19 protein-coding genes and 1 pseudogene are annotated in these 18,959 nt (G+C 65.6%); 10 read left to right on the forward strand and 10 right to left on the reverse strand.

Going from position 1 to position 18,959, the window contains the following annotated elements; all coding sequences use genetic code 11:
• Positions 1-33: 33 nt before the first annotated feature.
• Positions 34-987: an adenosine deaminase gene (locus AC0Z2B_RS00080; RefSeq protein WP_416422279.1), complete on the forward strand. Its 954-nt coding sequence runs from the start codon at positions 34-36 to the stop codon at positions 985-987.
• Positions 988-1,119: 132 nt separating this feature from the next.
• On the opposite strand, the gene AC0Z2B_RS00085 is transcribed toward AC0Z2B_RS00080, so the two are convergent.
• The 3 genes from AC0Z2B_RS00085 to AC0Z2B_RS00095 form a co-directional block, all read right to left on the reverse strand.
• Positions 1,120-2,493: an MFS transporter gene (locus AC0Z2B_RS00085; RefSeq protein WP_476294693.1), complete on the reverse strand. Its 1,374-nt coding sequence runs from the start codon at positions 2,491-2,493 to the stop codon at positions 1,120-1,122.
• A gap of 136 nt (positions 2,494-2,629) precedes the next feature.
• Positions 2,630-3,346: an ArsR/SmtB family transcription factor gene (locus tag AC0Z2B_RS00090; protein ID WP_476294694.1), complete on the reverse strand. Its 717-nt coding sequence runs from the start codon at positions 3,344-3,346 to the stop codon at positions 2,630-2,632.
• Positions 3,347-3,800: 454 nt separating this feature from the next.
• On the reverse strand, positions 3,801-4,715 hold the full coding sequence (locus tag AC0Z2B_RS00095) for a LysR family transcriptional regulator (RefSeq protein WP_476294695.1): 915 nt from the start codon (positions 4,713-4,715) through the stop codon (positions 3,801-3,803).
• Between the two features lie 99 nt (positions 4,716-4,814).
• Here AC0Z2B_RS00095 and AC0Z2B_RS00100 point away from each other — a divergent pair, with 99 nt between their 5' ends.
• Positions 4,815-5,828 carry a zinc-binding alcohol dehydrogenase family protein gene (locus AC0Z2B_RS00100; RefSeq protein ID WP_476294696.1) on the forward strand — a complete coding sequence of 338 codons (1,014 nt, stop codon included), beginning with the start codon at positions 4,815-4,817 and terminating at the stop codon, positions 5,826-5,828.
• Positions 5,829-5,989: 161 nt separating this feature from the next.
• The gene (locus AC0Z2B_RS00105) at positions 5,990-6,169 is read left to right on the forward strand and encodes a hypothetical protein (protein WP_416422274.1); all 180 of its coding nucleotides are present in this window, start codon (positions 5,990-5,992) and stop codon (positions 6,167-6,169) included.
• On the opposite strand, the gene AC0Z2B_RS00110 is transcribed toward AC0Z2B_RS00105, so the two are convergent.
• Together AC0Z2B_RS00110 and AC0Z2B_RS00115 are read right to left on the reverse strand one after the other, a co-directional pair.
• Complete coding sequence (locus AC0Z2B_RS00110; RefSeq protein ID WP_416422273.1) at positions 6,163-7,347, reverse strand: multidrug effflux MFS transporter; 1,185 nt, start codon at positions 7,345-7,347, stop codon at positions 6,163-6,165. The genes AC0Z2B_RS00105 and AC0Z2B_RS00110 overlap by 7 nt on opposite strands.
• 90 nt (positions 7,348-7,437) lie before the next feature.
• Positions 7,438-7,629: a heavy-metal-associated domain-containing protein gene (locus AC0Z2B_RS00115; RefSeq protein WP_476294697.1), complete on the reverse strand. Its 192-nt coding sequence runs from the start codon at positions 7,627-7,629 to the stop codon at positions 7,438-7,440.
• A 149-nt stretch (positions 7,630-7,778) separates the two neighbouring features.
• Between AC0Z2B_RS00115 and AC0Z2B_RS00120 the strand changes: the two genes are divergently transcribed.
• The 3 genes from AC0Z2B_RS00120 to cueR all read left to right on the forward strand — a co-directional run bounded on the left by AC0Z2B_RS00120 (position 7,779) and on the right by cueR (position 10,835).
• On the forward strand, positions 7,779-8,168 hold the full coding sequence (locus AC0Z2B_RS00120) for a hypothetical protein (protein ID WP_416422271.1): 390 nt from the start codon (positions 7,779-7,781) through the stop codon (positions 8,166-8,168).
• Between the two features lie 71 nt (positions 8,169-8,239).
• Positions 8,240-10,423, forward strand: a complete 2,184-nt coding sequence (locus AC0Z2B_RS00125; protein ID WP_476294698.1) for a heavy metal translocating P-type ATPase — start codon at positions 8,240-8,242, stop codon at positions 10,421-10,423.
• A gap of 10 nt (positions 10,424-10,433) precedes the next feature.
• Complete coding sequence (gene cueR / locus AC0Z2B_RS00130; protein WP_476294924.1) at positions 10,434-10,835, forward strand: Cu(I)-responsive transcriptional regulator; 402 nt, start codon at positions 10,434-10,436, stop codon at positions 10,833-10,835.
• Positions 10,836-10,933: 98 nt separating this feature from the next.
• Here cueR and AC0Z2B_RS00135 read toward each other — a convergent pair whose 3' ends face one another.
• Together AC0Z2B_RS00135 and AC0Z2B_RS00140 are read right to left on the reverse strand one after the other, a co-directional pair.
• Positions 10,934-11,827 (reverse strand): PA4780 family RIO1-like protein kinase, encoded by an 894-nt coding sequence (locus AC0Z2B_RS00135; RefSeq protein WP_416422269.1) that lies wholly within the window; start codon positions 11,825-11,827, stop codon positions 10,934-10,936.
• Positions 11,805-12,131, reverse strand: a complete 327-nt coding sequence (locus AC0Z2B_RS00140; protein WP_476294699.1) for a hypothetical protein — start codon at positions 12,129-12,131, stop codon at positions 11,805-11,807. Before AC0Z2B_RS00140 ends, AC0Z2B_RS00135 begins: the two co-directional genes overlap by 23 nt.
• 148 nt (positions 12,132-12,279) lie before the next feature.
• On the opposite strand from AC0Z2B_RS00140, the pseudogene AC0Z2B_RS00145 reads away from it, so the two are divergent.
• Together AC0Z2B_RS00145 and AC0Z2B_RS00150 are read left to right on the forward strand one after the other, a co-directional pair.
• Positions 12,280-13,212, forward strand: a pseudogene (locus tag AC0Z2B_RS00145) (cache domain-containing protein); the annotation flags it as partial.
• Positions 13,213-13,341: 129 nt separating this feature from the next.
• Entirely contained in the window at positions 13,342-14,070 is a 729-nt protein-coding gene (locus AC0Z2B_RS00150) for a methyl-accepting chemotaxis protein (protein WP_475507601.1), read from the forward strand.
• 62 nt (positions 14,071-14,132) lie between these two features.
• Here AC0Z2B_RS00150 and AC0Z2B_RS00155 read toward each other — a convergent pair whose 3' ends face one another.
• Both AC0Z2B_RS00155 and AC0Z2B_RS00160 read right to left on the reverse strand, forming a co-directional pair.
• On the reverse strand, positions 14,133-15,113 hold the full coding sequence (locus AC0Z2B_RS00155; protein ID WP_476294700.1) for an autotransporter outer membrane beta-barrel domain-containing protein: 981 nt from the start codon (positions 15,111-15,113) through the stop codon (positions 14,133-14,135).
• 152 nt (positions 15,114-15,265) lie between these two features.
• On the reverse strand, positions 15,266-16,054 hold the full coding sequence (locus AC0Z2B_RS00160) for an AraC family transcriptional regulator (RefSeq protein ID WP_476294701.1): 789 nt from the start codon (positions 16,052-16,054) through the stop codon (positions 15,266-15,268).
• 88 nt (positions 16,055-16,142) lie between these two features.
• On the opposite strand from AC0Z2B_RS00160, the gene AC0Z2B_RS00165 reads away from it, so the two are divergent.
• Positions 16,143-17,177 (forward strand): bile acid:sodium symporter family protein, encoded by a 1,035-nt coding sequence (locus AC0Z2B_RS00165; protein WP_416422266.1) that lies wholly within the window; start codon positions 16,143-16,145, stop codon positions 17,175-17,177.
• On the opposite strand, the gene AC0Z2B_RS00170 is transcribed toward AC0Z2B_RS00165, so the two are convergent.
• Positions 17,164-18,441, reverse strand: coding sequence for an acetyl-CoA C-acetyltransferase (locus AC0Z2B_RS00170; protein ID WP_476294702.1), 1,278 nt, complete (start codon positions 18,439-18,441; stop codon positions 17,164-17,166). The two genes, AC0Z2B_RS00165 and AC0Z2B_RS00170, sit on opposite strands and share 14 nt — an antisense overlap.
• A gap of 55 nt (positions 18,442-18,496) precedes the next feature.
• Here AC0Z2B_RS00170 and AC0Z2B_RS00175 point away from each other — a divergent pair, with 55 nt between their 5' ends.
• A complete protein-coding gene (locus tag AC0Z2B_RS00175; RefSeq protein ID WP_476294703.1) occupies positions 18,497-18,637 on the forward strand; it encodes a hypothetical protein in 141 nt (46 codons plus the stop codon).
• Positions 18,638-18,959: the final 322 nt, after the last annotated feature.

Genomic DNA, 18,959 nt, shown 5'->3' on the forward strand with positions numbered 1-18,959 from the left:
AATGCGGCCCATTGCACCTTAAGAGACACCTTTATGTACGATTGGCTGAACGCCCTGCCCAAGGCAGAACTGCACCTTCACCTGGAAGGTTCGCTGGAACCCGAACTGCTGTTCGCCCTGGCCGAGCGCAACAAGATCGCCTTGCCGTGGAACGACGTGGAAACCTTGCGGGCGGCCTACGCCTTCAACAACCTGCAGGAATTCCTCGACCTGTACTACCAGGGCGCCGACGTGCTGCGCACCGAGCAGGACTTCTACGACCTGACCTGGGCCTACCTGCAGCGCTGCAAGGCGCAGAACGTGATTCACACCGAGCCGTTCTTCGACCCGCAGACCCACACCGACCGTGGCATCCCGTTCGAAGTGGTGCTCAACGGCATCACCCACGCGCTGAAGGATGGCCGCGAGCAACTGGGCATCGGCAGCGGCCTGATCCTCAGCTTCCTGCGCCACCTGAGCGAAGAAGAAGCCGAGAAAACCCTGGACCAGGCCCTGCCGTTCCGTGACGCGTTCGTGGCCGTGGGCCTGGACAGCTCGGAAATGGGCCACCCGCCCAGCAAGTTCAAGCGCGTGTTCGACCGCGCCCGTGGCGAAGGCTTCCTGACCGTGGCCCACGCCGGCGAAGAAGGCCCGCCCGAGTACATCTGGGAAGCCCTGGACCTGCTGAAAATCCAGCGTATCGACCACGGCGTGCGCGCCATCGAGGACGAACGCCTGATGCAGCGCATCATCGACGAGCAGATCCCGCTCACCGTGTGCCCGCTGTCCAACACCAAGCTGTGCGTGTTCGACCACATGAGCCAGCACAACATCCTCGACATGCTCGAGCGTGGCGTGAAGGTCACCGTGAACTCGGACGACCCGGCCTACTTCGGCGGCTACGTGACCGAGAACTTCCACGCGCTGTACAAGGATTTGGGCATGACCCAGGACCAGGCCAAACGCCTGGCGCAGAACAGCCTGGACGCCCGCCTGGTCAAACCGTGATCTGACGGACTCCCCTCCGCCTGACGGACGCTACGCAAATCGACTGTAGCCGCTGCCGAAGGCTGCGCTGGCCCTGCTCCACGCTGAAGATCTTCAGTGTACTCGAGGGCCAGCGCAGCCTGGCGGCAGCTGCTACGGGGTTTCGGTCAACTCCTCCAGGGTGCGGCCGCGGGTTTCCACGCCGAACAGCCACACCACCAGCGCCGCCAGGGCAAAGCATGCCGCCCCCAGCGCGAACACCCCGCCCTGCCCCGTCAATGGAAACACCAGCCCGGTGACCATCGGCCCCAGCAACGACCCCACCCGGCCAATGGCCGAGGCAAACCCCGAGCCCGTGGCCCGCGAAGAAGTGGGGTACAACTCAGGCGTGTAGGTGTAGAGCACCGCCCACATGCCGAACAGGAAGAACTGCATCAGCAACCCCGAGCCGATCAGCAAACCGACGTTGCCGCCAAACACCGCGCTCTGCCCATAGACGAACGCCATGGCCCCGCCGCCCAGCAAGGTCACCACACAGGTAGGCTTGCGCCCCCAGCGCTCCACCAGCCAGGCCGCCATCAGGAAACCCGGGATGCCCCCCAGGGAAATCAGCACGGTGTAATACACCGACTGCGTCACCGCGAAACCGGACTGCTGCAACAGCGCCCCCAGCCAGGAAGTCAGCCCGTAGAAGCCCAACAGCGCGAAGAACCACAGGCTCCAGATCATCACCGTGCGTTGGCGATAGAGCGGCGACCACAGGGCTGCGAACGCCGAGAAAAAACCGTTGGCGGCCGCCGGCTGCCGGGGCATGGCCACGGGCTCGGGCAGTGGCCCGCCGCCCAGGGAACGCTGGACCTTGGCCTCGATGCCCTTGAGCACCCGATCCGCTTCGTCGTGCCGGCCCGAGTGCTCCAGCCAGCGCGGCGACTCGGGAATGCAAAAGCGCACCGCCAGCACGAACACCGCCGGCACCGCCAGCACCAGGAAGATGTCCCTCCAGCCGATCAGCGGCAGCAGCCAGTACGACAGCACGCCGGCGGCGACGAAGCCCAGCGGCCAGAAACCGTCCATCAAGGCGATATAACGCCCCCGCTGGCGCGCCGGTACCAGTTCCGACAGCATCGACTGGGCAATGGGAAACTCCATGCCCATGCCGAAGCCCAGCAATACCCGGAACAACGTCAGGCTGTCCAGGTGCTGGGCGGTGGAACACAGGTAACTGGCCAGCCCCCACAGCACAATGCTCCACTGGAACACCGGCTTGCGGCCGAAACGGTCGGCGAGCATGCCTGACAGCGACGCGCCCACCACCATGCCGAAGAAACTGGCGCTGGCCAGCACCCCGGCCTGGGCGCTGCTCAGGCCGAACTCGGCTTTGATGGAGCCCAGCAGGAAGGTCATCATTGCCAGGTCCATGGAGTCGAACAGGAAGGCCAGGGCAATGACGATGAAAATCACCCGGTGGTAGCCGCTGATGGGCAGCCTTTCCAGGCGCTCCGCGGCGCTGAAACGATGGGTGGGCATGGGCGGCTCCTCGATGCTGTAGGCTTGCACCGAGTGTGCGTGATCGCCATGGCCGGCGATGTCTGACAGCGACCCCTGCCGCCGCTGTGAACGACGCCGACAGCTCTGGGCTGCGGGCGCCGTGGCGGAAAGTGAGCTAAACCACGTCGGGCAATGCCACCTCGCAGGCTATCTTGCCGATCTCGCGCACGCCCGCCTGGGTCACCTGCAGCACCCGGGTCTCGTCACTGATGCGCAGCCACCCCGATTGCAGGAACAGCCTGAGCAGGCTGGCACCCAGCGCGCCACCCAGGTGCGGTCTACTGTTGCTCCAGTCGCAGCAGGTGCACACGGCATGGTCCTGCTGGCGCGCAAGTGCCTGCAAGTAGATGCCTTGGGCGGCCAATTGCTCTATCCCCTTCTGCGTGACTTCCAGGCGCCGGTCATGCTGCTCCAGCCAGGCGGCGGCGAGCAGTCGCTGCAGCAGTTCGGCGGCCAATTCGCCCCCCAGGTGGTCGTGGCATAAACGTGCCCGGCGCATGGACGGCGGCGTCGGTGGCAGGCTTTCCAGCGCCAGCCCGGCCGGTATGTCCGCGCGCCCCGCCCAGACGCTGGCCAGCGCTTCCACGGCGGTACCGACCTGCGGGGTTGCCAGACGGAAAAAGCGCTTGCGCCCGCGTGCCTCCAGTTTCAGCAGGCCGCCGGCGGCCAGGCGGGCCAGGTGCGCGCTGGCCGAGGAAGGGGTCAGCCCCGCGAGCCTGGCCAGTTCTTCGGACCCGCGCGCAGAGCCGTCGATCAATGCCCAGATCATGGCGCTGCGCTTGGGGTCGGCCAATAGCATGGCGATTTGGCTGATGCTCGGTGCAAGTTCCATGTAATAACTCCCTGTCGAAACATTCGTCTATTTGACCGCTGAGGTCAGCGATCACTGAAACAGCTCCAACGAAAGAGGTTACAAGTGCCAAAAGCCGATAAACTCCAGACTATTATGTGAGCAAGTTATTCACAAAAAAGGCTGCCGCTCAAATGAACGAGGCACTCTGCTCCAAGGCTGTCCTCTCTCGGTGGCAATGGCTGCCCAGTTATTATAATCGTACGAATTTGTACAACTAGGTATAAGACACGAAACGCCTTCGGCGGGTGCGCTGTGTAGGCAGACCAGAACCATATTGCATCCGGAAATAAACCCATTGAAACTTGCGCCCGTTGATTCACAGGTGAGTAATGGCAACGCTTTCCTCGGGTACAAGCAGCACACTTGTTTTATTGCCTGGTAGTAAATACCTACAGCACGAGTGCAAAAAACTGGCAATAAAAGTCCACTTTAACTACGCCCCCGGATAACTTCTGGACAGTCCGGTACATCCTTTTCGCAAGGTATCGCGCAACAAGTTGACCGACTTGCTCAATTGCGCCCGGTGCCCGCACAGCAGGTTCAATGGCGTGCGCTCACCCACCAGGTGTGGCATCAGCACCAACAGGCGGCCTGCCAGCACATCCGCCGCCACGTCCAGCCAGGACTTGTAGGCAATGCCAACACCCGCCAGTGCCCAGCGGCGCACCACGTCGGCGTCGTCGCTGAAGCGATCGCCGGTCACGGTCAGGGCCAGCTCGCGCTTGCCGTCGGTGAAGCGCCAGTGGTCATGCACGCGGCCGCCCAGCATGAACAGCAGGCAATTATGCTGTGCCAATTGCTCCACCTGCATCGGCTGGCCGTGGGCCGCCACGTAGCCGGGGGACGCGCACAGCACGCGGCGGTTGTCGGGGCTGATGGGCAAGGCCACCAGGCTGGAGTCCTCCGGTTCGCCGTAGCGCAGGGCCAGGTCCACGGGCTGGCGGAACAGATCGGCGATACGGTCGCCCAGCAGCAGCCGCACCGATAACCCCGGGTGCTCGCGCTGCAGGTCGTCGAGCCAGGGCAACAGCACGTTGCGGCCGAAGTCCGAGGGTGCCGACAACTGGATCACGCCGCTGACCTGCTCCTGGCTGCGCGCCAGGGCCTGGCGCCCTTCCTCAAGGCTGCCCAGCGCCGCCCGCGCATACTCCAGGAAATGCTCGCCCTCGGCAGTAAGGCGCAGGCTGCGCGTGGAGCGCGCCAGCAAGCGTGCGCCCAGTTGCGCTTCGATGCGTTTCAGCGCCGCGCTGGCCACGGCGGGCGACAGGTCCATGACCCGCGCAGCGGCGGACAGGCTGCCGAGGTCGGCGGCGCGGACAAACAGTTGCAGGTCATCGAATCGCAGCATGGCCATTATCAACAAAATATTGAAAGAGCCTGTGCTTTTAGCCGGTTTTACCCCGTTTGAAAATAGCTAATCATGGGCACACATTTCTGGAGAGCTACCATGAAAGCCATCGCCTACTACGCCTCGCTGCCCATCACCGACCCGCAATCGCTGCAAGACATCGAACTTCCCGCGCCGCAGCCCGGCCCGCGCGACCTGCTGGTAGAGGTCAAGGCCATCTCGGTGAACCCGGTGGACACCAAGGTGCGCCTGAACATGCCGCCCGAAGGCGGCAACCCGAAGGTGCTGGGCTGGGACGTGGCCGGCGTGGTGCAGGCGGTCGGTAGCGACGTCAGCCTGTTCAAGCCCGGCGACCGCGTCTACTACGCCGGCTCCATCGCCCGCGCCGGCGGCAACAGTGAGCTGCACACCGTGGATGAGCGCATCGTCGGGCGCATGCCGGCCAGCCTCGGTTTCGCCGAAGCCGCGGCGCTGCCGCTGACCGCCATCACCGCCTGGGAGCTGCTGTTCGAGCGCCTACAGGTGCAGCCGGGGCATGTGGACGCCGGGCAGAGCCTGCTGATCGTTGGCGCCGCTGGTGGCGTGGGCTCGATCCTCACGCAGTTGGCCAGCCAACTGACCGGCCTGACGGTGATCGCCAGCGCCTCGCGCCCTGAAACCCAGGCCTGGGTGCGCGAGCTGGGCGCCGACCACGTGCTGGACCACAGCCAGCCGCTGAGCGCCGAGCTCAAGCGCCTGGGCCTGGGCCCGGTCACCCACGTGGCCAGCCTGACCCAGACCGACCAGCACCTGGCCGAACTGGTGGAAGCCCTGGCGCCACAAGGCCGCCTGGCCCTGATCGATGACCCCAAGGCGCTGGACGTGGGCCTGCTCAAGCGCAAGAGCCTGTCGCTGCACTGGGAGTTCATGTACACCCGTTCGCTGTACGAGACGCCGGACATGATCGAGCAGCATCACCTGCTCAACCGCGTGGCCGAGCTGATCGACGCCGGCACCTTGCGCACCACCGTGGGCGAGCATTTCGGCCGCATCGACGCGGCGAACCTGCAACGCGCCCATGCCCTGCTGGAGAGCGGCAAGGCGCGTGGCAAGATCGTGCTGGAAGGCTTTTGACCGATAGGACGCGGCCGGCATATTTCCCGTAGCAGCGGCCACCAGGCCGCGTCCTGCCCCGGGCACCGAATGACCGTCAGTCCAAAGGTTGCGCTGAATCAATCCACGCCGCCTGGGCAGCGCTACACTTGAGGCCTCTGACCCTGCGGAGGCATTCAGCCATGAAGATAGTGCTTACTGAACTGGCAAGGGAACACGGTAGCCAATGGCAGGTACGCCTTGATCAACATGTAGTGACCTTTCGTACCGAGGCCGAGGCCCGGGCGTTCATCGACACCCTGGAATCCCGGCTGGCAGCCCCCCACCGGCTGCCTTATCGCCAACAACGCGTTGCTCAGTGAGCGGGGCGCGAGCGCCGCAGCCACTGGGTCACCAGCGCCAACATCACGGCCAGCAGGCCACAACCGCTGATCACCAGGGCCATGGGAATGGCGCTGCCGTCATACAGCGCGCCCACCAATGAGGCGGAACCTGCCGCCACGCTGAACTGCAGGCAGCCCAGCAGCGCCGAGGCACTGCCGGCGCGCGCGCCCTGGCCGTTCATGGCACAGGCCGAGGCGTTGGGAATGATGCAGCCCAGGCTGGCGATGCAGATGAACAGCGGGATCAGCAGCGGCCACAGTTGCGTGGTGTGCAGCGCGCTCACGGCCAGCAGGCTCAGCGCCGCAGCCAGGTAGACCCACACTGCCCGCGACAGCATGTGCGCCGGGCCGCGCTTGGCCAGCAGGCGCGCGTTCACCTGGGCCACCAGGATGAAGCCGGCGGCGTTGCTGCCGAACAGCCAGCCGTAGTGCTCCGCCGGCACGCCATAGAGCTTGATGAACACGAACGGCGAGCCCGCCACGTAGGCGAACATGCCCGCCATGGCGACGCCGCCGGTCAGGGCATTGCCGAGGAACTGCGGGTCCTTCAGCAGGCCGAAATATCGGCCCAGGGCGCCGCTTAGCGGCTGGCGCGGGTGGTGTGCAGGCATGCTTTCCGGCAGGCCCAGGGCCACCGAAAGCCCGGCCAGGGCGCTGAACGCGGTCAGCAGCAGGAAGATCCACTTCCAGCCCAGGGTGTTCACCAGCAACCCGCCGAGCATCGGCGCCAGGATAGGCGCCAGGCCCATCACCAGCATCAGCTGCGAGAACACCTTGGCCGACCCCACCGCATCGCACTTGTCGCTGACGATCGCCCGCGACAGCACCATCCCCGCGCAACCGCCCAAGGCCTGGATGAAACGCGCGGCAATCAGCCACTCAAGGCTCGGCGCAAACGCGCAGGCCAGGGACGACAGGGTGAACAGGGTCACGCCCACCAGCAGCGGCACACGGCGGCCGAAGCGGTCGGCAATCGGCCCGTAGGCCAGTTGGCCGATGGACAGGCCGAGGAAATACACCGCCAGGGTCAGCTGGATGTGCTGCTCGTCGGTGCCGAAGGCCTGGGCCATGGCCGGGAAGCCCGGCAGGTAGAAATCGATGGCCAGCGGCCCGAAAGCGCTGAGCGCGCCGAGAATGAGGATGGTTCTGAGGTTCATCAAGGATCCAGTGTGGGTGCTGCGAACAGGGCAACGGTACAGTTTAACCGCTCTGGATCCCGTGGGGCCAAAACCGCGACGCTATGTCACTCAAGCCACGGCGTAGCCTTCTTCCTTGATCGCCTCGACGATGGCCGCCTGGGGTTGCTGGCTTTCCACCCGCACCTTGGCGTTGGCCAAGTCCACCTCGACCACGGCGGCCGGGTCCAGGGCCTGCACCGCCTGGGTGACGGCGCGCACGCAATGGCCGCAGGTCATGCCTTGAACGTTGAACTCTTGCATGGTGATGCCTCCTGAAGGTGATGAAGGTATAGCTTCAACCTTGCCATCATGACAAGGTCAAGTTCTGGCGTTGCCTGCCGGGGTGGAAATTAACGGGCGCGTCCGCCAAGCTTGGGCATCGAAGATTTCCACCGCAGGAGAAGTGCGCCATGCGCAGGTCCGTTTTCCGCCTTCTGGGCGCCCTGGGTCTGTTGACCCTGTCGCTCGGCGCCTACGCCGAGAGCATCCAGGACTACAGCGTCCTGATCGTGTCCCGTGAACGCCTGGAGGTCGGCACGCCGTGCGAACTGAGCATCTACATCGGCGATAACAAGGTCGGCCGGCTGTTCCAGGAGCAGGAGGTGTCGTTCAACCTGCCGCCGGGCAAAGTGGTGGTGCGGCTGATGCAGGAGCCTGGCCAGGTGGGCGGTTGTGCCCCGGGCTTGCCGGCGCCCAACGCCACCGCCATCGAACTGCACGCCGGCGCGGTGCAGAAGTACCGCATCGCCAACGGGCCGAACGGCCTGTACCTCAAGCCTGCGCCCGAGGACCAGTACTGAGGTTGCCTGACGCTTGACCTTGCCAAGGTGGCAAGGTTGATTCTAGGGTCCTCTGCCAAGGAGGACTTCTCATGTCCAACGCCCTTACCCTCGAACTGCCCATCAGTGGCATGACCTGCGCCAGCTGTGCCGGCCGGGTGGAACGCGCCCTGAATAAAGTGGACGGTGTGAAGCTGGCCAGCGTCAACCTGGCCAGCGAGCGGGCCCACGTCGAGCTGGTGACGGCCATGGACCCGGCCACGCTGATTGCCGCCGTGGCCAAGGCCGGCTACAGCGCCAGCCTGCCCGACGCACCGCCCGTGGACCCGGCCAAGGCGTTGCTGCGCGAACGCCTTGCACTCGTTGCCGCCCTGCTGCTGGCGCTGCCACTGGTAGCGCCCATGCTGGCCCAGCCGTTTGGCCTGGACTGGATGCTGCCAGCCTGGCTGCAGTGGGCGCTGGCCACCCCGGTGCAGTTCATCCTCGGCGCCCGTTTCTACATTGCCGCCTTCAAGGCGGTGCGCGCCCGCGCCGGCAACATGGACCTGCTGGTGGCCCTGGGCACCAGCGCCGGCTACGGCCTGAGCCTGTACGAATGGGCACGCACCCCGGCGGGGCACATGCCGCACCTGTATTTCGAGGCCTCGGCAGTCGTCATCGCCCTGGTGCTGCTGGGCAAATATCTGGAAAGCCGCGCCAAGCGCCAGACCGCCAGCGCCATCCGCGCCCTGGAACAGCTGCGCCCCGAGCGCGCCACCCGCCTGCGCGACGGCGTGGAGCAGGACGTGGCCATCGCCCAGCTGCGCCTGGGTGACCACCTGGTGGTGCGCCCCGGTGAGCGCTTCGCAGTCGACGGCCAGGTGCTGGAAGGCCGCAGCCACGCCGACGAATCGCTGATCAGCGGCGAGAGCCTGCCGGTACCCAAGCAGGCCGGCGATGCGGTGATCGGCGGCGCCATCAATGGCGAAGGCCGCCTGCTGGTGCAGGCCACGGCCCTGGGCGGCGAAGGCGTGCTGGCGCAGATCATTCGCCTGGTGGAAGACGCCCAGGCCGCCAAGGCGCCGATCCAGAAACTGGTGGACCGCGTCAGCCAAGTGTTCGTGCCCACCGTGCTGGTGCTGGCGCTGCTGACCCTGGCCGGCTGGTGGCTGCACGGGGCGCCGCTGGAAACCGCGATCATCAACGCCGTGGCTGTGTTGGTCATTGCCTGCCCCTGCGCCCTGGGCCTGGCCACTCCGGCGGCGATCATGGCCGGCACCGGCGTAGCCGCCCGCCACGGCATCCTGATCAAGGACGCCGAAGCCCTGGAACGCGCCCAGGCGGTGACCCGCGTGGTGTTCGACAAGACCGGCACCCTCACTTCCGGCGCCCCGACGCTGGTGCACTGGCAGGCGCTGGGCATTGCCGAAGCCACGCTGCTGCAGTGGGCGGGCAGCCTGCAACGCGGCAGCGAACACCCACTGGCCAAGGCCGTGCTGCAAGCCTGTGCCGAGCGCCAGCTGGCAGTGCAAACGCCTGCCGACAGCCAGGCCCTGGCCGGCCGCGGCGTCAGCGGCACGGTGCAGGGCCAGCAACTGGCGTTGGGCAACCGGCGCCTGCTGGAGGAGGCAGGCCTGAACAGCGAAGGCCTGCCGGCCCAGGCCTGGGAAGACGAAGGCCGTACTCTCAGCTGGCTGCTGGCGCTGGGCGATACCCCGCGGGTGCTGGGCCTGCTGGCCTTCGGTGACAGCCTGAAACCCGGCGCGCGCGAGGCCGTGGCCCAGCTACAGGCACGGCACATCAGCAGCCACCTGCTGACCGGCGACAACCAGGGCAGCGCCCGGGTCGTGGCCCAGGCGCTGGGCATCGACGATGTGCACGCCCAGGTGCTGCCCGCCGACAAGGCCATCATGGTTAAGCGGCTGACAGCCGACGGCGTGGTGGCCATGGTCGGCGACGGCATCAACGACGCCCCCGCGCTGGCCGCAGCCGACGTCGGCATCGCCATGGGCGGCGGCACCGACGTGGCCATGCAGGCCGCGGGCATCACCCTGATGCGTGGCGACCCACGGCTGGTGCCGGCAGCGCTGGAGATCAGCCGCAAGACCTACGCGAAAATCCGCCAGAACCTGTTCTGGGCGTTTGTGTATAACCTGATCGGCATACCGCTGGCCGCCTTCGGCCTGCTCAACCCGGTGCTGGCCGGCGCGGCCATGGCGCTGTCCAGCGTCAGCGTGGTCAGCAACGCGCTGCTGCTGAAAACCTGGCGCCCCGGCGGGCTGGATGACAAGGAATGAAAGCATGAACATGAACATCGGCCAGGCCGCCCGCCACAGCGGGCTGAGCGCCAAGATGATCCGCTACTACGAGGCCATCGGCCTGCTCAAGCCGGCATTGCGCACCGACAGCGGCTACCGCCTGTACCAGGACGATGACCTGCACACGCTGGCGTTCATCAAGCGCTCGAGGGACCTGGGGTTTTCGCTGGAGGAAGTGGCGCAACTGCTGACCCTGTGGCAGGACCGCGGCCGCGCCAGCGCCGACGTCAAGGCGCTGGCCCATCGGCACATCGACGACCTGAACCGGCGCATCGCCGAACTGACCGGGCTGCGCGACACCTTGCAGAACCTGGCGTCGCACTGCCAGGGCAATGACCGCCCTGACTGTCCGATCCTGGCGGACCTGGCGTCGGGCGGCTGCTGCAACTGAGCTGTAGCCGCTGCCGCCAGGCTGCGCTGGCACCTGAGGACACTGGAGATTTCCAACGTGGACAAGGGCCAGCGCAGCCTTCGGCAGCGGCTACGGATCTATTGCAACCAGGGCGGTGGCGGTTCCTCGGCCTTGGACGGTGGCGCGTCGTCGGCGCTGCGGGCCGCCTGGCGACGGGCTTCGTCCAGCCGCGCCGCTTCGATCTCGCGCATGACGCTGTTGACGTCGGCCACGCTGTCGTCGTCAGCAAACTGGCCGGTCAGCACGCTGGCCGGGTGCAGCTTGCCTTCCTCGTACAGCGCCCACATTTCCCGCGCATAGCGGGTGTCGCGCAGTTCCGGGGCAAAGCGGCCGAAGTAGCTGGCCATGTTGCCCACGTCGCGCTCCAGCATGCTGAAGGCGTGGTTGTTGCCCGCTGCATCGACCGCCTGGGGCAGGTCGATGATCACCGGGCCGTCCGGGCCCAGCAACACGTTGAACTCCGACAGGTCACCGTGCACCAGGCCGGTGCAGAGCATCAGCACGATCTGGCGAATCAGGAACTCGTGGTATTCGCGCGCCTGTTCGGCGTCCAGTTCCACGTCGTTCAACCGTGGCGCAGCGTCGCCGTACTCGTCGGCCACCAACTCCATCAGCAGCACGCCTTCCAGGAAGTCGAACGGCTTGGGCACCCGCACCCCGGCGTTAGCCAGGCGGAACAAGGCGGCCACCTCGGCGTTCTGCCAGGCCTCCTCGGCTTCCTTGCGGCCGAACTTCGACCCCTTCGCCATGGCCCGGGCCTGGCGGCTGTTACGCACCTTGCGGCCTTCCTGATACTCGGCCGCCTGACGAAAACTTCGTTTGTTCGCCTCCTTGTAGACCTTGGCGCAGCGCAGTTCCTTGCCACAGCGCACCACATAGACCGCCGCTTCTTTACCACTCATCAGTGGGCGCAGCACCTCGTCGACCAGACCGTCTTCGATCAGGGGTTCAATGCGTTTTGGAGTCTTCATCAGCTTTTATTGTGGGTCCTTTGTAACCAAACACGCGGGAATGCAATGGTTCGGCGGCCATCCTCTCATAGTGGCGGCACAATGCCGACTTTTCCGGAGCAAAGGTAATGCCAGGCATTGCCGGCACGGCTGTCAGCTGAAGCGTTTGACCCCGGCGCGGCTGAAAATTCACCTCAACATTTTGGTATACCAGCCGACAATGCTCGATGCAGGCTCCAAAAAAACCAACGCCTGCCGCGCACGTTTTGTTTTCGATGAACTGCCCCTTTTTATATAAAAAAGATTCTGGAGCACGGATGAACATCAAACAGAAACTGACCTGGGCCTTCGCGGTGATCGCGTGTCTGCCCATTGTCCTGGTCGCCACCCTGGTCATCTTGAATCTGCGCAGCGATGCCAGGTCCAACTTCGTCGACGGCAGCAGCCGCGAGATCCGCCAGGTGGCTAACGCCATGCAGCTGTTCTTCGAAGGCATCAGCCAGAACGTCGATTTCCTGGCCAACCACCCGCTGGTAAAAGCCGCCGACGCCAACCTCAAGAGCTACCAGGGCGCCGACGCACCGAACATCCCCATGGGCGAGCAGGACAAGCAATTGTTCGACTTCTTCGCCAGCCTGGCCGCCAGCCACCCCAACTATTCCTACGTGTCCTACGGTACCAGCGCCGGTGGCTATGCGTTCTGGCCGGGCGACCCGAAAATGGCCAACTACGACCCGCGCCAGCGCCCCTGGTACAAGACCGCCATGGCCAACCCGGGCAAGACCCTGCGCACCTCGGCCTATTACTGGGCCGGCGACGACGCCGTGCTGGTCAGCACCGTGCGCGCCGTGGCCAACCAGCTGGGCAGCCAGGGCGGCGTGGTCAACATCGACGTCTCGCTCAAGGGCCTGACCGAAATCGTCAAGCAGATCAAGCTGGGCGAAAGCGGCTACCTGATGCTGATGGAGCGCGACGGCACGGTGCTGGTCGACCCCAAGCAGCCGGAACACAACTTCAAGGCGCTGGGCAGCCTGGGTGAGGGCTACGCCGAGCTGGCCAAGGCCGGCCCGGGCCTTGTGGAAGTACAGATCAACGGCGAGCGCTACATGGCCAACGTCTGGCCATCGGAACAGCTGGGTTGGACCTTCGTCGGCCTGATCAAGCAGAGCGAGGTGATGAGCGGCGCCACCCAGCTGACCTGGCTGATCGGCGGCATCGCCGCCGTGCTGGCGCTGATCTTCGCCGTGGTGGGCGCCAGCTTTGCCACCCTGATCGTGCGGCCGATCCGCAGCGTGGCCAGCGGCCTGGAAGGCATCGCCCAGGGCGAGGGTGACCTGACCCAGAACCTGGCCGTGCGCGGCAGCGACGAAACCGCGCAACTGGCCAACTGGTTCAATCAGTTCCTGGGCGCCATCCGCAGCCTGATCCAGAGCATCGGCGGCGCGGCGACGAAAATTCTTGCCAGCTCCAGCAGTTCTACCCAGGTGTCGGCAAACATGGCCGACGCCGCCGGGCGCCAGCGCGAGGCCGTGGACATGGTTTCCACCGCCTTCCACGAAATGGTCGCCACCGCCAACGAGGTCGCGCGTTCGTGCAGCCAGGCCGCCGACTCCGCCGACAGCGGCCAGCGCCAGGCCCGTGAAGGCCAGCAGCAGATCGACGCGGCGGTGAACAGCGTCGACCGCCTGAGCCACGAGATCGAACAGTCGGCGCAGTCCATCGCCCAACTGGAGCGCGACAGCAACGATATCCAGTCGATCCTCGGCACCATCCGCTCCATCGCCGAGCAGACCAACCTATTGGCGTTGAACGCCGCCATCGAGGCCGCCCGTGCCGGCGAGCAGGGCCGCGGCTTTGCCGTGGTGGCCGATGAAGTGCGGGCGCTGGCCAAGCGCACCGCCGACTCCACCGCCGAAATCGACGGCCTGCTGGGCAACCTGGCCCAGCGCACCAGCCAAGTGGCGCAGCAGATGCACGCCAGCCTGGAAGTGTCGCAACAGTCGGTGGAACGCATCGGCCAGGCGCGCGCCAGCTTCGGGCAGATTCGCGAGTCGGTGGACGTGATTCGCGACATGAACACCCAGATCGCCACGGCGGCCGAGGAACAGCACCAGGTGGCCGAGGACATCAACCGGCACATCAGCCAGATTCACGGGGATGCGCAGTTGGTGGCCGAGCTGGCCAACACGGCGCGCAGCGATTCCCAGAGCCTGGCGGGGCTGTCGAACGAGCTGGATGCGCTGGTGCGCCGGTTCAGAACGTAAAGACGCGGCCTTCGGCCGCTGCTACGCGGTTCGTAGCAGCGGCCGCAGGCCGCGTCACAGGCTCAAAACGCGTAGCGCATGCCCACGTTCAGCCCGTAGGGCTGCTCGACGCGCTTACCCTTGGCGTATTCGACATCGGCGTTGAGCTGCACCCGCTGCGACACCTGGGCGGCCAGGCCGACGCCGTACTCGTAGCGCCCACCGGCCAGGTCGTTGCGGTAACGATCACCGGCTACGAACACTTCATTGGTATCGGCAAACTCCCGCGCATACGCCACCCGTGCATACGGCTGCATGGCGCCGCCCCGCGTGGTTTCAAGCTTGCGGCCTACCTGCAGGCCGGCCTTGCCCTGCATGGAGTGGCTGTTCTCGGCGTGGGCATCCAGGCCGTAGTTCAGCTCGTAGTCCTTGCCCTGCACGGCAACTGCCGCCATCTGCCCGAACGGCTTGACGTACCACCCCTCATCCAGCGTGATGACTTTGCCCGCCTCCACCGAAGTACCCAGCGCCAGGTTGCGATACTGGCCCTTGATCCGGTATTCGCCATGGCTGGATTTCAGGTCGTTGCGCAGCTGGTTGGCCTTCACCAGGCCGTCGACGTAGTAGCCCTGCTCGTTCATCCAGGTGCCGTAGGCGCCCAGGTAGTAGCTGGACAGGTAGGCACTGTCGGGCCCTGTTATGCTGAGGGAAGAACGGCTGTAGCCGCCCATCAGCCCCACCCGCGCCTCATCGCTGAGGCTGGCGTCGATGCCCAGGGTGAAGCCGCCCTGGCGCTGGGTGTAGTCGGCACCACTGGTGGGCGAATAACGCGCCTTGCTGTTGAGGGTACGCACCCACAGGCCTTCCTGGCCGCCCTGGTTGCGCAGTTCATCGAAACGCCCGCGAACGCCCGACAGTTCGCCGTACCAGGCCTGGGTGTCGGCGCTGGCAGCGGCCAGCATGGCGTGTTCGCCCCGGAAGAAGTCTGGCGGGGCGGCTTGCGCCGCCTGGCTCAACGCTGCGGCACCGGCCGCCAGTAGTGCGAGGGAAAAATACTTGCTCATGTTCAACCTTCCTTAGTTGTGATTGCCGTTGGCCAAGACAAACTACGGAGGTCTGGAGCGTATGCATTTAGGACTGGGCCGACATGCGGCGCGGGAATGGTCTGACGATCAAGCCTGGGGCCTACCCCCCCGGCGTGGGAAAACAGCCGCGGCTACCTGAACAGCTCGCCAGGGGTGATGCCGAACAGGCTCTTGAACGCGGCAATGAACGCCGACGTGGAGTCGTAGCCGCAGGACAGCGCCGCGCTGGTCACGCTGTGGCCCTGCTCCAGGCTGTCCAGCGACGACAGCAGGCGCATGCGCTGGCGCCAGCCGCGAAAGCTCAGGCCGGTCTCGCGCTGGAACAGGCGCATCAGGGTTTTCTCCGAGGTGCCCAGGCGGCTGGCCCAGTCGCTGAGGGTGACGGCCTGGTCGGGGTTCTCGATCAGCTCGTTGCACAACCCCAACAGGCGCGGGTGGCGCGGCAACGGCAGCGAGAAGCCCACTTCGGGCAAGCTGGCCAACTGGTCCAGCAGCACCTGGGCCAGGCGCGCTTGGGCGGTGTCGCCCTCGGGGTAGTCCACCGGTAGCTGGCAGAAGCTCTTGATCAGCTCGCGCGCCAGCGGCGTCACCTCCAGTACCCGGCAGCGCGGCGAGGCCCACGGGGCGTCCTCGCGGCGCACGTACAGGCTGCGCATTTCCGCGCGCATGGAGGTCACCACTTCGTGCTCCAGCCCGGCGGGAATCCACACGCCCCACTGGGGCGGGGCGAAGAAGCTGCCCTCGGCGGTGTGCACGCCCAGCACGCCACTGATGGCGTAGGAAAACTGCACCCAGTCGTGGCTGTGGCGTGGGGTCCAGGAGCCCGCGTGCAGGCTCTCGGCCCGGGCGTAGAGCGGCCGGGGCAGCGCCAGCAGCTCGGGAATGCGGCGGGGCAGGCCGGTTTGTCCGTTAGTCGGCATCGATTGGCCTTGTGTCGCAAGACGGCAGAAGATTGCTCACGGTAATCTTTGCGACCAATGATTACAAATCCGTCCGCAGGATCCTGTTATGCAAGCGCTCAAACACCTTAAACGCGTAGTGACCGATTGGTTCCTGCTCGGCATGTTCCTGGCCACGCTGCTGGCCTACTTCTTCCCACGCTTCGGCGCCAGCGGCGGTTCGATGCATGCGGAATACGTGATCAACGCCGGTGTGTTCATCGTGTTCTTCATGCACGGCATCAATCTGTCGGGCGAGCAGATCCGCCACGGCCTGAAAAACACCCGGCTGCACATCATGGTGCAGGTGTTCACCTTCGTGGTGTTCCCGCTGATCTGGCTGGTGTGTGACAAGCTGTTTGGCCACTTCGTGTCGCCGACGCTGATGCTGGGCTTCTTCTACCTGTGCGCCCTGCCCTCGACCATTTCCTCGTCGGTGGCGCTCACCGGCAGCGCCTCGGGCAACGTGCCGGCGGCCATCCTCAACGCCAGCCTGTCCAGCGTGCTGGGCATTTTCATCACGCCGTGGCTGGTGAGCCTGGTGGTGGGCACCGGCAGCGGCGGCATCGACCTGGGCAAGACCCTGCTCGACCTGTGCGCCATGCTGTTGCTGCCGTTGGTGTTGGGCCAGCTGATGCGCCCGCTGCTGGGCAAGTTCTTCGCGCGCTACAAGAAATACACCAACGTCATCGACAAGCTGGTGATTCTGCTGCTGGTGTACGCCGCGTTCTGCAACTCCATGGTCTCGGGCATGTGGCAGCAGCAGGGTGACAGCGTGCTGGTGACGGCGTTCGTCGGCACCGCGATCCTGCTGGCGGTGATCCTGGTGCTGACCACCCGCAGCGCCAAGGCCCTGCATTTCAACCACGCCGACGAGGTGGCGGCGGTGTTCTGCGCCACCAAGAAATCCCTGGCCGCCGGCGCGCCCATGGCGGCGTTGATCTTCGGCGCCAACCCGGGCCTTGGCCTGATCCTGCTGCCGATCATGATCTACCACCCGCTGCAGCTGATCGTCTGCTCGGTGATCGCCGAGAGCTACTCGCACCGCATCAAGGCGCGGACCCTGGCCGAGATCGACGCCCAGGCGCCGGTCAGCGCTCGATAATCGCCGTCACCCCCTGGCCGCCGGCGGCGCAGATGGAAATCAGCCCGCGGCCGCTGCCGGCCTGGGCCAGCAACTTCGCCAGGTTGGCGACGATACGCCCGCCGGTGGCGGCGAACGGGTGGCCGGCCGCCAGCGAGCTGCCCTTGACGTTCAGCTTGCTGCGGTCAATGGCGCCCAGCGGCGCGTCCAGGCCCAGGCGCGTGCGGCAATAGTCCGGGTCTTCCCAGGCCTTGAGGGTGCACAGCACCTGGGCGGCGAAAGCTTCGTGAATCTCGTAGTAGTCGAAGTCCTGCAGGCTCAGGCCGTTGCGTGCCAGCAACCGCGGCACGGCGTAGGCCGGGGCCATCAACAAGCCCTCCTCGCCCTTGACGAAATTCACCGCGGCAGTCTCGCCGTCGCGCAAGTACGCCAGCACCGGCAAGCCGCGTTCCCGCGCCCAGTCTTCGCTGCCCAGCAGCACCACCGAGGCGCCATCGGTAAGCGGCGTCGAGTTGCCCGCCGTCAGCGTGCCCTTGGCGCTGCGCTCGAACACCGGCTTCAGGGCGGCGAGCTTTTCCAGGGTCAGGTCAGGGCGCAGGTTGTTGTCGCGGGTCAGGCCCAGGAACGGCGTCACCAGGTCGTCGTGCCAGCCGTCGCTGTAGGCGCGGGCCATGTTCTGGTGGCTGTGCAGCGCCAGCAGGTCCTGGGCTTCGCGCGGAATCTGCCAGGTCTGCGCCATCAGCTCGCAGTGCTCGCCCATGGACAGCCCGGTGCGCGGCTCGCCGTTGCGCGGCAGTTCCGGCTTGAAATGATGCGGGCGCAGCTGCAATAGCGCGCGGACCTTGGCCCCGGTGCCCTTGGCGCGGTTGGCCTGCAAGAGGATCTGGCGCATGCCTTCGCTGACCGCAATGGGCGCATCGGAAGCGGTGTCGACGCCGCCGGCGATGCCGCATTCGATCTGCCCCAGGGCGATCTTGTTGGCCACCAATAGCGCTGCTTCCAGCCCCGTGCCGCAGGCCTGGCTGACGTCATAGGCTGGCGTCTGCGGCGACAGGCGCGAGCCCAGCACGCACTCGCGGGTCAGGTTGAAATCGCGCGACAGCTTCAGCACCGCCCCTGCGGCCACCTCACCCATCCGCAGGCCGTGCAGGCCGAAGCGCTCGATCAGGCCTTCCAGCGCTGCCGTGAGCATGGCCTGGTTGCTGGCCTTGGCGTAGGGGCCGTTGGCGCGGGCGAAGGGGATGCGGTTGCCGCCGATGATGGCGACCCGGCGCGGTGCATTCATGTGAAGACTCCCTGTACGGCTGAACAAAGTGGTTTGAGCGTAGGCGACCCAGCCGATGCTTGATCTTGATCTTGATCTTGATCTTGATCTTGATCTTGATCTTGATCTTGCTCTTGCTCTGGCTTTTGACGTTGATCTTGGCCCCGTAAAGCGCCAGGGCCGACTGGAGGCGTTGATCAAGCGGTCCACGGCGTAGCCGTGGAAGACGGAACCGGAGGCGCTTCTATTCCGGGCCGTCGTCCGCTTGAGCGACGCCGGAGGGAGGGGACCCGTAGCGCAGCGAAGGGCCCAAGCAGGGGCGAGCCCTTTTTGGTGACTTTTTGGGGCGACTGCCAAAAAGTTACTCGGCGTAAGGCCGAAACGGTCGGTGGTCGCACCGCGAAAATGGATGTATCCAGAATCGCCAGAAGCAGGATCCGACCATCGTGAACATATCCATTACCGAGGTGATGCAAAATCACCTTTCCGCCCTTACGCCGACTCACTTTTTGTCAAACGCCACAAAAAGTAAGCAAAAA

Source organism: Pseudomonas sp. GYB4201, assembly GCF_056312595.1.

Bases quoted from the DNA above. Each gene is read 5' to 3' on its own strand.
- AC0Z2B_RS00100 (WP_476294696.1), top strand. From the start codon at position 4,815: ATGAAAGCCATCGCCTACTACGCCTCGCTGCCCATCACCGACCCGCAA.
- AC0Z2B_RS00135 (WP_416422269.1), bottom strand. From the start codon at position 11,827: ATGAAGACTCCAAAACGCATTGAACCCCTGATCGAAGACGGTCTGGTC.
- AC0Z2B_RS00155 (WP_476294700.1), bottom strand. From the start codon at position 15,113: ATGAGCAAGTATTTTTCCCTCGCACTACTGGCGGCCGGTGCCGCAGCG.
- AC0Z2B_RS00125 (WP_476294698.1), top strand. From the start codon at position 8,240: ATGTCCAACGCCCTTACCCTCGAACTGCCCATCAGTGGCATGACCTGC.
- AC0Z2B_RS00175 (WP_476294703.1), top strand. From the start codon at position 18,497: ATGCTTGATCTTGATCTTGATCTTGATCTTGATCTTGATCTTGATCTT.
- AC0Z2B_RS00080 (WP_416422279.1), top strand. From the start codon at position 34: ATGTACGATTGGCTGAACGCCCTGCCCAAGGCAGAACTGCACCTTCAC.
- AC0Z2B_RS00165 (WP_416422266.1), top strand. From the start codon at position 16,143: ATGCAAGCGCTCAAACACCTTAAACGCGTAGTGACCGATTGGTTCCTG.
- AC0Z2B_RS00140 (WP_476294699.1), bottom strand. From the start codon at position 12,131: ATGTTCATCCGTGCTCCAGAATCTTTTTTATATAAAAAGGGGCAGTTC.
- AC0Z2B_RS00110 (WP_416422273.1), bottom strand. From the start codon at position 7,347: ATGAACCTCAGAACCATCCTCATTCTCGGCGCGCTCAGCGCTTTCGGG.
- AC0Z2B_RS00090 (WP_476294694.1), bottom strand. From the start codon at position 3,346: ATGGAACTTGCACCGAGCATCAGCCAAATCGCCATGCTATTGGCCGAC.
- AC0Z2B_RS00170 (WP_476294702.1), bottom strand. From the start codon at position 18,441: ATGAATGCACCGCGCCGGGTCGCCATCATCGGCGGCAACCGCATCCCC.
- AC0Z2B_RS00085 (WP_476294693.1), bottom strand. From the start codon at position 2,493: ATGCCCACCCATCGTTTCAGCGCCGCGGAGCGCCTGGAAAGGCTGCCC.
- AC0Z2B_RS00160 (WP_476294701.1), bottom strand. From the start codon at position 16,054: ATGCCGACTAACGGACAAACCGGCCTGCCCCGCCGCATTCCCGAGCTG.
- AC0Z2B_RS00120 (WP_416422271.1), top strand. From the start codon at position 7,779: ATGCGCAGGTCCGTTTTCCGCCTTCTGGGCGCCCTGGGTCTGTTGACC.
- AC0Z2B_RS00150 (WP_475507601.1), top strand. From the start codon at position 13,342: ATGGTTTCCACCGCCTTCCACGAAATGGTCGCCACCGCCAACGAGGTC.
- AC0Z2B_RS00095 (WP_476294695.1), bottom strand. From the start codon at position 4,715: ATGCTGCGATTCGATGACCTGCAACTGTTTGTCCGCGCCGCCGACCTC.
- AC0Z2B_RS00115 (WP_476294697.1), bottom strand. From the start codon at position 7,629: ATGCAAGAGTTCAACGTTCAAGGCATGACCTGCGGCCATTGCGTGCGC.
- AC0Z2B_RS00105 (WP_416422274.1), top strand. From the start codon at position 5,990: ATGAAGATAGTGCTTACTGAACTGGCAAGGGAACACGGTAGCCAATGG.
- cueR (WP_476294924.1), top strand. From the start codon at position 10,434: ATGAACATCGGCCAGGCCGCCCGCCACAGCGGGCTGAGCGCCAAGATG.